Consider the following 12,867-nt stretch of genomic DNA (forward strand, 5'->3'; position numbering starts at 1 on the left):
TCAGGAGTAAGTTCGGGTGTAACCACCACTCCGCGGACGAAAGGCAAGCTGAAGTGGCCTCCGATCTCTATACCCAAATTGTCCACTCGGGCCCGGGTTCGTTCCTCGCCAAGCAGCTCGGCATCCCCCAGCCCGAGACCCTGCGTCGTTACCGGCCCGACCAGCCGCCGTTGCCGGGTGCGCTGCTGATCGGCGGCGAGGGCCGGGTCGTCGAACCGCTGCGCGCCGCGCTGGCCGACGACTACGAGGTGGTCGCCAACAACATCGGCGGCCGGTGGGCCGACAAGTTCGGCGGTCTGGTCTACGACGCCACCGCCATCTCCGAACCGGAGGGCCTCAAGGGTCTCTACGAGTTCTTCACCCCGCTGCTGCGCAACCTGACCCCCAACGCGCGTCTCGTCGTGATCGGCACCACGCCCGACGAGACGTCGACGCCGCACGAGCAGATCGTGCAGCGGGCGCTGGAAGGGTTCACCCGCTCACTGGGCAAGGAGATGCGCCGCGGCGCGACGGTGTCACTGGTGTACGTGTCGCCGCAGGCCAAGACCGCGGCGACGGGTCTGGAGTCGACGATGCGGTTCATCCTGTCCGGCAAGTCGGCCTACGTCGACGGCCAGGTGTACCGGGTGGGCGCCGAGGACTCCGCTCCGCCGGCCGACTGGGACAAGCCGCTCGACGGCAAGGTGGCGGTGGTGACCGGCGCGGCGCGCGGCATCGGCGCGACGATCGCCGAGGTGTTCGCCCGCGACGGGGCGAAGGTCGTCGCGGTCGACGTCGAACCCGCAGCCGAGGATCTGGCCAAGGTCGCCGAGAAGGTGGGCGGCACCGCGCTGACGCTCGACGTGACCGCGCCCGACGCCGTCGACAAGATCGCCGCGCACGTGCGCGAACACCACGGCGGCAGGCTCGACATCCTGGTCAACAACGCCGGCATCACCCGCGACAAGCTGCTGGCCAACATGGACGAGGGCCGATGGGACGCCGTTGTGGCGGTCAACCTGCTCGCGCCGCTGCAGCTGACCGAGGGCCTGGTCGAGAACGGAACGCTCGGCGAGGGCGGCCGTGTCATCGGGTTGTCGTCGATGGCCGGCATCGCCGGCAACCGCGGGCAGACCAACTACGCGACCACCAAGGCTGGGATGATCGGCCTGACCGATGCGCTCGCCGACAAGCTCGCCGAGAAGAACATCACGATCAACGCGGTGGCGCCCGGGTTCATCGAGACCAAGATGACCGAGGCGATCCCGCTGGCCACCCGCGAGGTGGGCCGCCGGCTCAACTCGCTGTATCAGGGTGGTCAGCCGGTCGACGTGGCCGAGACGATCGCCTATTTCGCGAGCCCGGCCTCGAACGCCGTCACCGGCAACACGATCCGGGTCTGCGGCCAGGCCATGCTGGGAGCGTGACGCGGTGAGCCAGCCATCCGGACTGCGTAACCTCGCGCGCGCCGCCGCCGGGGCGCTGCCGTTCATCCCCCGCGGCGATGCGCTGCCCGATCGCACCCTGACCGTCGACGAGCTGCCGATCGATGCGGTCAACGTCGCCGAGTACGCAGCCGTCACCGGTCTGCGGTTCGGTGACACCGTGCCCCTGACCTATCCGTTCGCGCTGACTTTCCCGACCGTCATGGAGCTGATCACCGGGTTCGACTTCCCGTTCTCCGCGATGGGCGCCGTGCACGTGGAGAACCACATCACCCAGCGCCGGCCGATCTCGGTGAGCGACACCGTCTCGGCGGCGGTGCACGCCGAGAATCTGCGCGAACACCGCCGCGGTCTGCTGGTCGACGTGGTCACCGACGTCAAGGTCGGCAACGAGCCGGCGTGGCATCAGGTCACCACATTTCTGCATCAGCAGCGGACCAGTCTGTCCGACGAGCCCAGACCGCCGCAGCCCAAGCCCGAGAAGCTCGGCCCGCCCAATGCGGTGCTGAGCATCTCGGCGGGCCAGATCCGGCACTACGCGTCGGTGGGCGGCGACCACAACCCGATCCACACGAATGCGCTGGCGGCCAAGCTGTTCGGCTTCCCGACGGTGATCGCGCACGGCATGTTCTCGGCGGCGGCGGTGCTGGCCAACGTCGAGGGCCAGTTGCCGGGTGCGGCGACCTATTCGGTGAAATTCGGCAAACCGGTGGTGCTGCCCGCCAAGGCCGGGCTCTACGTCGACCGGACCAACGACGGCGGCTGGGATCTGACGCTGCGACATCTGTCGAAGGGCCACCCGCATCTGACCGGGACCGTGCGCGCGCTCTAGGTGGCCCGCAGGCCGCGCCAGAACAGGTTGATCATCAGTTCGGCGGCCTCGTCGACGTCGGCGTCGCCGGTGGACACCCGGGTGGCGATCGCCTCGCCCGCACCCACCAGGGCGACGGCCATCATGTCGAAATCGGTGTCCGGTTCGGGGTTGCGGGTGCCCGAGGTCAGCAGCCGGCTGACCAGTTCGATGATGCGTTCGCGGCCCTCGCGGACGGTGTGGGCGAACGCCTGTGAACTGGTCGCCTGGGTGTACAGCACGATCCACGACGCCCGGTTGGTGTCGATGTAGGTCAGGAACGAGCCGACGGCGTTGCGCAGCAGTTCTTTCGGCGGCTGGGTGAAGTCGATCTTGCTGCGCACCTCGTCGACGAAGCGGGCCAGCTCGCGATCCAGGCAGGCGCCGAACAGCTCCTCCTTGGAGCCGTAGTACAGGTAGAGCATCGGCTTGGAGATCTGCGCCTCGGCGGCGATCGCGTCCATCGACGTCTCGTGATAGCCGTTGACGGAGAACATCTGCACCGCGGCGTCGAGCATCTGTTGCTCACGGACCGCCCGCGGCAGCCGCTTGGTTCCACCTGCCATCAGATCAGCGTAGGCCGTTCACGGCAGCAGCTCGCCACGGCGCTGCTCCTCCCACAGCGCCATCCTGGTGCGGGCCGGTTCGCCGATCGCATCCATCACCAGCGGGATGAGCAGTTCGGTGAGCAGGAAGCCGGCCGCCATGCTCTGGTACACCGTGCCCACGGTGCTCGACGCGGCCAGCACCACCTCGGCGTCCGGTGCGACCGGGCAGGCCAGGTCGTCGGTGATCAGCAGCACCGTTGCACCGGCCCGGTGCACCCGGGCGGCCAGTTCGGCGGCACTGCGCTGATAGCGGTGGTAGTCGAACAGCACGACGACGTCGCGGCGGGTCAGCTCGATCATCGTCCCGAGGTCGCGGCCGGCCGGCTCGGCCAGCAGCCGCACGCCCGGTCGCAGCTGCTCCAGATGCGCGGCCAGATGCTGGGCCAGCAGCAGGGAGAACCGGCCCCCGTGCAGATAGAGCGGACGCGCCGCGTCGGACATCAGCGCCACGGCCGCCTCCAACGCCGGACCGGGCAGCGCGGCCAGGGTGTCGAGGGCCCGCTCGTTCTGCGCGCGCGCCTGCCGGAGCAGCCGGTCGAGCAGGCTGCCGGCCGGCGGTGCGTCCGGTAGCCGGGTCAGTGGCCCGGTCGACAGCGCGGACAGCTCGGCGCGCAGCGCGACCTGCAGATCGGTGAAGCCGTCGAAACCGAGCGACTGCGCGAAGCGCAGGACGGTCGGTGGGCTCACCTCGGCTCGTTCGGCCAGCCGGGCGGCGCTGGTCAGGCCGGCGCTGGGATAGTCGGCGAGCAGGGCGCGGCCGACGCGGCGCTCGGCCCGCGACAGCGCAGGCAACGCGGCCCCGGCCCGCGCCGCGACCGTCTCGCCGGTACGAAGGGACACAAGATCAATCTGTCATGAGCGGATGCAGGCTCATGGACAGATCGCTCAGCGACACCGCGGTGACGCATTCCGGCGGCAGCGGCTGCCAGTCGAGGTCACCGAAGCCGGTCGAGCCGATCACCACGGTGCGGTCGTCAGGCCGGGCCCACCGCAGCGCGAAATAGTCCTCGAGATGCTCGGTCGGCAGGTCGGCGGCGGTGATCTCCTCGATGTCCTCGTCGGGCAGCCGGCTGCGGGCGTGGGCGTGCACCGCGATGAGCTGGTCCTCGCCCAGCAGCAGGGCATTGAGGCTGGCCTCGGGATAGCACTGACGCAACTGGGCGACCGCGCGGCGCACCGCCTCGGCCAACGTCGGTGCGCCGGGCCGGTGCTGGCGGATCAGCGCGAAATACCGCTCGCTGTCGGTGGTCCCCCGCAGCGTCGCGGCGACGCCGGGTTCGATCATGTCCGCCAACGGCGCCATCGGTTTGATGGAGCCGTTGTGCGCCATCGCGATTCCGTCGGCCAGGAACGGATGGGAATTCTCCCGCCGGACCGCCAGTCCGTTGGTGGCCCAGCGCAGGTGCACCATGGCGGCGACGGCGCTGCGGTCGGCGGTGGCCGCGGCGAATGCGGCGTCGTCGAGTGCGCTGCCCGCCGACACCTCGATCCGCGGCGGCCGGCCCACCTCGCCGACGTCCGCGATGCCCCAGCCGTCGCCGTGGATCTTGGTCAACGCCACGAAATCCTTGAGCGTCGGCGCCCCGACGGCGTCGGACACCGAGACCGGTACGGCAGAGACGACACCCAGCAGGCGACACATAGGGGCATCCTCCGGTCCGAGATTTTACGAATCAATCGTACGGCTCGATTTTTAAAGATTCTGAAACATTCATGACATATGGTTCCCGAAGACTCAACCGCCGAGGAGGTTCGCAATGCCGGCGCAACCCGGACAGGACCCACGCACCGACGATCTGCGCGCGCACGGCGTCGCCCTGATCGCCGGGTCCGTCACCGATCTCGCCGGCGTGACCCGCGCGAAATACGTACCGCTGCAGCGCCTCAGCGCGTTCGAGCACTCGGGGATGGGCGTCTCCCCGTCCTGGAGCGTGTTCTGCGTGGACAGCGGAATCGCCTTCACCCCGGACATCGGCGTCGCCGGTGACCTGCGCATCCGCATCGACGCCGACCGGCTGCGCGTGATCGAGGACGGCGTGGCCTGGGCACCCGGCGATCTGCACGACCAGTACGGCACCCCCGCGCCGCTGTGCCCGCGGTCGCTGCTCGCCCGCACCGAGCGGCTGGCCGACCAGCGGGGCCTGAGCGTGCGACTCGGTGGCGAACTGGAGTGCACCATGCTGGCCGCCGACGCCGGACCGGCCACCACCGAACCGTGGTCGCCCTACGGCATCCGCACCTCACTGGACCGCTCGGCGTTCCTCGTCGACCTGATGACCGCCGCCGAGCGCGCCGGCCTGGCGGTCGAACAGCTGCACACCGAATACGGCCACGACCAGTTGGAGATGTCGCTGGCCCCGGCCGGCGCCGTCGAGACCGCCGACGCCATCATCCTCGCGCGCATCGTCATCGGCCGGGCCGCAGCGCGGCACGGGCTGAAGATCTCGTTCTCGCCGGTGCCGTTCGCCGGCGCCGCGGGCAACGGTGCGCACCTTCATCTTTCGCTCGCCGACGACGCCGGTCCCCTGTTCTCCGGCGGCGACGGTCCCCGCGGCCTGCGGCCCGAGGGCGGGGCGGCGATCGCCGGTGTGCTCGACACCCTGCCCGATCTGATCGGCGTCTACGCCGGGTCGGCTCTCTCCGCGCAACGACTCAAACCGGGCAACTGGGCGGGTGCGGCGGCGTGCTGGGGACTGGAGAACCGCGAGGCGGCCGTCCGCTTCATCGCCGCGACACCGGGAAACCCGCACGGCGCCAACGCCGAACTCAAACTCGTCGACCCCAGCGCCAACCCGTACCTGGCGGCCGCCGCCTTCCTGGGCAGCGCCTTGCGCGGGATCGAGAAGGATCTCCCGCTGCCGCCGGAGGTGCCCGAAGATCCGGGCCGTTCCGACGTCACACCCCCGCCGCTGCCGACCGACCAGCCCGCAGCGATCGAAGCCCTCGAACGTTCGGCGGTTGCCGCCGAGCTGCTCACCGCGCCGGTCATCGAGGCCTTGGCGGCGGTGCGCCGGCACGAAATCACCACCTATGGCGACCGCCCGGCCGCCGAGACCGCCCAGGCGCTTCGCCTCGCCTGGAGTTGCTGATCCGCGTCCGAGAGGAGACACGATGAGCACCGATATGTCAGCCCCCGCCGAGGGAACCGATCGACTCCCCCACCGCAGGCTGCCGTTCTGGGTGGCGCTGGCCATGTCCGTCGCCCTGGTCGGACCGACCCTGGCGATGTCCGGCAACGGGCAGGGCCTCATCGGCACCGTGGGCAAGGCGATCCCGCTGGTCTTCCTCATCGGCCTGGTCGGGGTCTCGCTGGTCGGCTACAGCTTCGTGCGGCTGACCCGTCACCTCAACCACGCCGGATCGGCCTACGGGCTGGTCGGCGGGACCATCGGGCCCCGGGTCGGCTTCTTCTCCGGCTTCGCCATGCTCGGCGCGTACGTGGGCTTCTCGATCGGCACCCTGGCCCTGACCGCGGCCTTCACCAATGCGTTCATCGCCCAGCTCCAACCCGACAGCGAAACCCCCTATCAGGTGCCGTGGCTGGCGGTCGTCGTCGTGGGCGCGGTGATCTCGTTGTTGCTGGCGGGCCGCGATATCCGGCTGCTGGCCAAGATCCTGCTCGGCATCGAGGGCATCGGCATCCTGGCGATGGTCGTGCTCGTCGTGGTGATCTTCGCCAAGGGCGGCGCCTCGACCACCGGCGTGGACTTCAGCGTCTTCACCTTCGAGGGCGTCTCGGCGTCGGCGGTCCTCAGCGGGGTGGTGGCGGCGTTCCTGTCCTGGGCCGGTTTCGAGGCGTGCGCATCGATGGGTGAGGAGACCGACAACCCGGGCCGCAACATCCCGCGGGCGCTGGCCGGCACCCTGCTGCTGACCGGCGTCCTGTTCGTCGTGGTGATGTTCGCCCAGGTCATCGGTTTCGGCACCGACGAGGCCGGGCTGGCCGCCTTCCAGGGGTCGGGCAACACTCTCGGCGATCTGGGCAGCACCTACGTCGGACAGTGGTTCAGTCTGCTGATCATCTTCACCGCGACCGTCGCCGCATTCGGCTGCCACCTCGCGACGTCGGCGACCTCGGGACGGATGCTGTACGCGTTCGGCCGCGACGGTTTCGGTCCGCGGGCACTGGCCCACATCCACCCCGGCACCGGCGGCCCGCGCCGCGCCACCTGGCTGGTGGTCGGCGTCGCCCTGGTGGTCGATCTGATCTGCGGCGCGCTGGACTGGCCGGACATGGGCACCGGCAACGCCGCGATCGACACCTACTTCCTGTTCGCGGTGGCCGGTTCGGTGTGCCTGATGGTCTGCTATCTGCTGGTCGAGATCGCCGCCGCGTGGTTCGTGGGCGCGCGCAAGTTCCATCGCGTCCACGGCGGCAAGGGGAAGGTCCCCGGACTGGTGCTGCCGCTGCTCGGCGCCGTCGTCATCGCCGTCGTGCTGTGGTTCAACGTCAAGGACGCCGAAACCTGGTCGGCGGCACCATTGCTCGGGCTGTACTGGTGCGCCGTCGGTCTGATCATCGCGCTGGCCGCGTCCGGGATCGCCAAACGGGTCGGCGAATCGCTGACCGCCGAGCTGGCAGACACCCCAGCGGTGCAATGAGCACGCTGTATCAGCGCGACGACGCGGTCCTCGCCGGCATCGAGAAGCTGCGGTTCTTCCCGCTCGAGGTGGTCAGCGGCCACGGGTCCACCCTGACCACCCCCGACGGCCGGGAACTGCTCGACCTGTCGGCGACCTGGACGGCGTCGGGTCTCGGGCATGGCCACCCCGCGATCGTCGAAGCGGTCAGCCGGGCGGTACGCACCGCACCGGGATCGGGCGGACTGTCCGCGGTCCATCCCGATTCGGTCGGGCTGGCCGAGGATCTGCTGGCACTGGTCCCCGGCTCCGGTGAGCGGCGGGTCTACCTCGGCCATGCCGGCTCCGACGCCAACGACGTCGCCCTGCGCGCCTGCCGACATGCCAGCGGCAGGCGCACCGTGCTCGCGTTCGAGCACAGCTATCACGGTGGGGTCGGCGTCGCGATGGGGGTGTCGGGGGTGCACGTCGACGCGGGCGTCCCCGCCGATCCGGACAGCGTCTTCCTGCCGTACCCGAATCCTTTCCGCCCCAGCGCTTCCGGAATCACCGAGGATGTCGCCGCCTGTCTGCGACTGGCCGAAGAACACCTCGCCGGTGGCACCATCGCATGCTTCATCGTCGAGCCGATCCTCTCCGACGGCGGGCTGGTCGTCCCGCCTGACGGGTTCCTGGCGCAGCTGCACGACCTGTGCCGCACCCACGACGTCCCGATGATCTGCGACGAGGTCAAAATGGGACTGGGCCGGCCCGGCACCCTGCACGCGTTCGAACACGACGGCGTGATTCCCGAGATCGTCACCTTCGGCAAGGTGCTCGGCGGCGGCCTGCCGCTCTCGGCGGCCGTCGGCCCGGCCGCGATCCTCGACGCGCCACCGGCATCGGCGTTGCTGACCACCGCGGGCAACCCCGTGTGCACCGCCGCCGGCCGTGCGGTCCTCAAGACCATCGTCGACGACGAGCTCGCCGAACGTGCCTCGGAAATCGGTGCGCTGCTGCAGGACTCGCTGCGCGCGCTGACCGACGCACCGGGCGGGGAGCGAATCGGCGATGTCCGGGGGCGCGGCCTGGCCATCGGCCTCGAGCTGATCGATCCCGCCACCGGTGCACGTGATCCGCGCCTGGCCGCCCAGGTCGTCTACCGCGCGTGGGAACTCGGGGCGGTCGTCTACTACGTTGGCGGCAACGTCCTGGAGATCACCCCGCCGCTGGTGATCACCGCGGCCGAAGCCGTCCGCGCCGCCGAAATCCTCGGTGCCGCGCTCGCCGACGCGGCCGCGGGCAAGGTGGACGACGAGGAGGTCGCGAAATATGCCGGTTGGTGAGCTCACCGACGTGTTCGCCGGGGTCGGCCAGCTGGTGCCCGAGGGGCTCGCCGGCCATCTGCGCGGTATCGACCTCATCGATCACCATGTGCACGGATCGTTCAACGAACCGGTCGACCGCCTGGACTTCGAGAACGCCATCAACGAGGGCTCCACCGATCCGGTGCCGTCGTTCATGACGCAGTTCGATTCACCGCTGGGCCTGGCCATTCGTCGCTGGTGCGCCCCGGTCCTGGACCTGCAACCGCTGGCCTCCGGCGACGAATACTGGTCGCGCCGTGCCGAACTGGACCCCGACGAACTGTCCCGCCGGTTCCTGCGGGCGGCCGGGGTGGCGCGGTGGGTCGTCGACACCGGCTTCAAGGGCGATCTGATCACCACGCCGCAGCAGCTGACCGCGCTGTCCGACGTCGCGAGCTCGGAGATCCTGCGGCTCGAGCGCCTGGCCGAGGACCTGCTCGAAGGGGGCACCGCACCGCACGACTTCCCCGCGGCGTTCCGCGCGGCCCTCGACGACGCCGTCGCGCACTCCGGCACGGTCGGGGTGAAGACCATCGCTGCCTACCGCACCGGATTCGACATCGACTGGTCCCGCCCCAGCGACGACGCCGTCGTCGACCAGGCCGCCGCCCTGGCCGAACGTGGTGGCGCACTGCGTGTCGAGAGTCCCGTGCTGATCGCGTTCGGGGTGCACGAGGCCGCCGAGCGCGCGCTGCCGATCCAGGTGCACGTCGGTTTCGGCGACCGCGATCTGGACCTGCACCGCACCGATCCGCTGCTGCTGCTCCCACTGCTGCGCACCATGGCGCCCGTCGGTGTGCTGCTGCTGCACTGCTATCCGTTCCACCGGCAGGCGGGCTATCTGGCGCAGGCCTTCGACCACGTGAACTTCGATGTGGGGCTGGGCATCAACTACCTGGGCGTGCGGTCCACCCAGCTGGTCGCCGAGGCGCTGGACACCGCACCCTTCGCCAAACAGCTCTATTCGTCGGATGCGTTCGGCCCACCCGAACTGCATCTCCTGGGTTCGGTGCTGTGGCGGCGCGCGATGGGGCTGGTGCTCGGGGACTGGGTCCGCACCGGGGACTGCACCGAAGCCGACGCGATCCGCATCGTCGACCTGATCGGTGTGCACAACGCTCAGCGCGTCTATGGACTCTGAGCGGGCCGCTGAGCCGGACTCGGCGCGCACCCCCCTGGTCGATGCGCTGCGGGCGTTCGTCGAACGGGACCAGGCCCCGTTCTACAGTCCCGGGCACAAGGGTGGGCGGACGCTGGACCCCTGGTTGCGCGAGCACATCGCCGCGGTCGACCTGAACAACCTGCCCGACCTCGACACCCTGCACTGCCCCACCGGCCCGATCCTGCAGGCCGAGGCGTTGATCGCCGACGCCTGGGGGGTCGGCGCGAGTTTCATGATGGTGCAGGGTTCCACCGGCGGGAACATCGCCGTCGCGCTGTCGACGCTGCGGCCCGGGGACCGGGTGGTGGTCCAGCGCAACGCCCACAAGTCGGTGCTGGCCGGCCTCGTGCAGTCCGGTGCCCATCCGGTCTGGCTGACACCGCAGTGGGACGCCGACTTCGGTGTCGCGCACGGGGTCAGCGTGGCCGCCGTCGCCGCCGCGCTGGACACCACCGACGCCACCGCGCTGTGGATCCTGCACCCCACCTATTTCGGTACGACCGCCGACATCGCGGCGCTGGCGGCGCTGTGCCGGCAGCGCGGCGTGCGACTGCTCGTCGACGGGGCGCATTCGCCGCACTTCGCGTTCCATCCCGATCTGCCCGTCGCCGCCGAGACCGCGGGGGCGGCGGCGACCGTGCAGTCGGTGCACAAGATCCTGTCCGGTCTGAGCCAGGCCGCCGTCCTGCACGTCGACCCCGACGTCCTGGAACCCGCAGCCGTGCGGCGAGCCCTGCAGCTGGTGCAGACCACCAGCCCGCATTTCGCGATCATGGCCTCGATCGACGCGGCGCGCGCGCAGATGGCGACGGCGGGTCACCGGATGCTCGACGACACCCTGCGCCGGGCCCGGAGCACGGCCGAGCGCCTCGACCGGATTGCCGGGCTGCGGATGTTCGGCGATGAGGAGCTCACCGGCGCGGGCACCGGGCTGTGCCAGCGCGACGAGACCAAACTTCTGATCGGCACGAGCGGGCTGGCCGCCGATGCGGCCGACATCCTGGCGCGACTGAACCGGGTGCACGGCGTGCAGCCCGAGCTCAGCGGCACCGGACACATTCTGTGCATCCTGACCATCGGCACCACCGACGCCGACTGTGACCGGCTGGTCGACGGATTCGCCGAGGTGGCCCGGACCGTCGGCGTCTGCGACGCGGCGACGCCCCCCGAGATCGGCGGACTGTTCGGGCTCCAGCCGGAGACGGTGCTGACACCGCGGGAGGCGTTCTTCGCCGGCGAGGACACCGTCGCGCTGGACTCGGCCACCGGCCGCATCGCCGCCGAACCGGTCACCCCCTATCCGCCGGGAATCCCGGTGGTGATGCCGGGCGAACGGCTCAGCGCCGCGGTGATCGACACCCTGCAGGCGCTGCGGCGCGCCGGCAACCCGATCAGCGCCGCCGATCCCACCCTGGAGCGGGTGACGGTGGTGCGGTGACGATCAGCCGCCGCAGCGCGGGCTCGGCCCCTTCACCGCGGCCATCCGCAGCACCGACTGGTCCACCCGCGACTGGCTGAGCTCGCCGGCGGCCAACGCCTTCTCCAACCGGTCGAGAACCGCGGGCACTTCGGCCGTCGAGACCCACAGCGCGGTGTCGGCACCGGCCTGCAGCGCGCGCAGCGCAGCGTCGGGCACGCCGTAGCGGTCGGTGATGGCCCGCATGCTCGAGATGTCATCGGTGAACACCGGCCCGTTGAACGGCGGGCCGCCGTAGTTGCCGGACCGCAGCAGCGCGTACGCCGCCGGGCTCAGGCTGGCCGGGTCGCTGCCGGTCAGACCCGGCACCTGCATGTGACCCACCATCACCCCGACCGGCGCCTGGGTGGTCAGTGTGCGGTACGGGACCAGGTCGCGGTCCTGCAGTTCGGCCAGCGGCGGGGTCACCACACCCTCGGCGTGGGAATCGCCCGACGCGCTGCCGTGGCCCGGGAAGTGTTTGAGCACCGGCAGTACCCCGGCGTCACGCAGCCCGCGGGCGTAGGCGCCGGCATAGTCGGTGACCGTCATCGGGTCATCGCCGAACGCGCGGTCGCCGATGACACTGTCGCCGGCGGCCGCGGTGACGTCGACGACCGGTGCGAAGTCGATGGTGATGCCCAGCCGGCGCATCGCCTGACCGCGTTCGCGCGCGATGCCGTACACCTGCTCGGGCGTCGAGCTCGCCGCCAGGTCGCGCGCCGACGGTTGGGCGCCGATCAGCCCGGACAGCCGCGACACCCGGCCGCCCTCCTCGTCCACACTGACCGCCAGCGGCAGCGGGGTGGCGTTCGCGGCAATCTCGGTCAGCGAACCGTCCGAGAGCATCGACTTGTCGGTCCAGCTGGCGATCATGATGCCGCCGACATGCTGGGTGTCGGCCACCGCGCGGGCGTCGGCGGCGTCGGTGACCCCGACCATCAGCAGCTGCGCGAGCTTGTCGCGAGCGGACATCCCGGCCAGCAGTGCCGCACCGTCCCCGCATGCGGGTGCGCCGGGCGCCAGCGGGACCGGCGCGCTCGGCGGGGAAGCGGGTTGGGCGACCACGGTGTTGACCGGGGTGACGACCGGTTCCTCGGCCGCCGGCGCGCAACCGGCCAGCAGTCCGGACGTCGCCGCCAGTGCACACAGTCCCCGGGTCCATCGCATGGCCCCCGACACTAACCGGTCCGCCGCCGGTAATCGACGCCCCCGGCCGTTGAGCGCCCCCGTGCTAGTTTTGGCCCCATGGAACGGTTCATCGTCCCCTCCGCGGCCAGCATCGTCGTCGGCCTGCTGCTGGGCGCGGCGGCCGTGTTCGGGGTGACGCTGATGGTGCAGCAGGACACGAAGCCTCCGCTGCAGGCGGGCGATCCGGCGTCCTCGGTGCTGAACCGGGTCGAGTACGGCGACAGAGGTTAATTCGCCCGCCCCGCCGCT

The 12,867-nt window shown here is 70.6% G+C and carries 12 protein-coding genes; 8 read left to right on the top strand and 4 right to left on the bottom strand.

Annotated elements, in window-relative coordinates:
• Nucleotides 1–53: 53 nt before the first annotated feature.
• Together ACN27E_RS16075 and ACN27E_RS16080 are read left to right on the top strand one after the other, a co-directional pair.
• Entirely contained in the window at nt 54–1,406 is a 1,353-nt protein-coding gene (locus tag ACN27E_RS16075; RefSeq protein WP_422742926.1) for a 3-oxoacyl-ACP reductase, read from the top strand.
• Nucleotides 1,407–1,410: 4 nt separating this feature from the next.
• Entirely contained in the window at nt 1,411–2,256 is an 846-nt protein-coding gene (locus tag ACN27E_RS16080) for a MaoC/PaaZ C-terminal domain-containing protein (RefSeq protein WP_422742927.1), read from the top strand.
• Here ACN27E_RS16080 and ACN27E_RS16085 read toward each other — a convergent pair.
• From ACN27E_RS16085 to ACN27E_RS16095, 3 genes are read right to left on the bottom strand one after another with little or no spacing between them, the layout of a single operon-like run.
• The gene (locus ACN27E_RS16085; protein WP_422742929.1) at nt 2,253–2,840 is read right to left on the bottom strand and encodes a TetR/AcrR family transcriptional regulator; all 588 of its coding nucleotides are present in this window, start codon (nt 2,838–2,840) and stop codon (nt 2,253–2,255) included. The genes ACN27E_RS16080 and ACN27E_RS16085 overlap by 4 nt on opposite strands.
• 18 nt (nt 2,841–2,858) lie before the next feature.
• The gene (locus tag ACN27E_RS16090) at nt 2,859–3,722 is read right to left on the bottom strand and encodes a MurR/RpiR family transcriptional regulator (protein WP_422742933.1); all 864 of its coding nucleotides are present in this window, start codon (nt 3,720–3,722) and stop codon (nt 2,859–2,861) included.
• Between the two features lie 4 nt (nt 3,723–3,726).
• Complete coding sequence (locus tag ACN27E_RS16095; protein ID WP_422742934.1) at nt 3,727–4,524, bottom strand: class II glutamine amidotransferase; 798 nt, start codon at nt 4,522–4,524, stop codon at nt 3,727–3,729.
• A 115-nt stretch (nt 4,525–4,639) separates the two neighbouring features.
• On the opposite strand from ACN27E_RS16095, the gene ACN27E_RS16100 reads away from it, so the two are divergent.
• The 5 genes from ACN27E_RS16100 to ACN27E_RS16120 are packed head-to-tail and all read left to right on the top strand — an operon-like array spanning nt 4,640 to nt 11,409.
• The gene (locus tag ACN27E_RS16100; protein ID WP_422742936.1) at nt 4,640–5,971 is read left to right on the top strand and encodes a glutamine synthetase; all 1,332 of its coding nucleotides are present in this window, start codon (nt 4,640–4,642) and stop codon (nt 5,969–5,971) included.
• A gap of 22 nt (nt 5,972–5,993) precedes the next feature.
• Complete coding sequence (locus tag ACN27E_RS16105; protein ID WP_422742937.1) at nt 5,994–7,484, top strand: APC family permease; 1,491 nt, start codon at nt 5,994–5,996, stop codon at nt 7,482–7,484.
• Complete coding sequence (locus ACN27E_RS16110; RefSeq protein ID WP_422742939.1) at nt 7,481–8,788, top strand: aspartate aminotransferase family protein; 1,308 nt, start codon at nt 7,481–7,483, stop codon at nt 8,786–8,788. Before ACN27E_RS16105 ends, ACN27E_RS16110 begins: the two co-directional genes overlap by 4 nt.
• The gene (locus tag ACN27E_RS16115; protein WP_422742941.1) at nt 8,775–9,950 is read left to right on the top strand and encodes an amidohydrolase family protein; all 1,176 of its coding nucleotides are present in this window, start codon (nt 8,775–8,777) and stop codon (nt 9,948–9,950) included. The genes ACN27E_RS16110 and ACN27E_RS16115 overlap by 14 nt, the downstream gene beginning before the upstream one ends.
• Entirely contained in the window at nt 9,940–11,409 is a 1,470-nt protein-coding gene (locus ACN27E_RS16120; RefSeq protein WP_422742943.1) for an aminotransferase class I/II-fold pyridoxal phosphate-dependent enzyme, read from the top strand. The genes ACN27E_RS16115 and ACN27E_RS16120 overlap by 11 nt, the downstream gene beginning before the upstream one ends.
• 3 nt (nt 11,410–11,412) lie before the next feature.
• Here ACN27E_RS16120 and ACN27E_RS16125 read toward each other — a convergent pair whose 3' ends face one another.
• A complete protein-coding gene (locus tag ACN27E_RS16125) occupies nt 11,413–12,597 on the bottom strand; it encodes a glycoside hydrolase family 3 N-terminal domain-containing protein (RefSeq protein WP_422742944.1) in 1,185 nt (394 codons plus the stop codon).
• Nucleotides 12,598–12,675: 78 nt separating this feature from the next.
• On the opposite strand from ACN27E_RS16125, the gene ACN27E_RS16130 reads away from it, so the two are divergent.
• Nucleotides 12,676–12,849: a DUF2613 domain-containing protein gene (locus tag ACN27E_RS16130; RefSeq protein ID WP_066832392.1), complete on the top strand. Its 174-nt coding sequence runs from the start codon at nt 12,676–12,678 to the stop codon at nt 12,847–12,849.
• The last annotated feature ends 18 nt before the right edge of the window (nt 12,850–12,867 follow it).

The sequence above is a fragment of the Mycobacterium sp. WMMD1722 genome (genome assembly GCF_049315205.1).
Lineage (GTDB): Bacteria > Actinomycetota > Actinomycetes > Mycobacteriales > Mycobacteriaceae > Mycobacterium.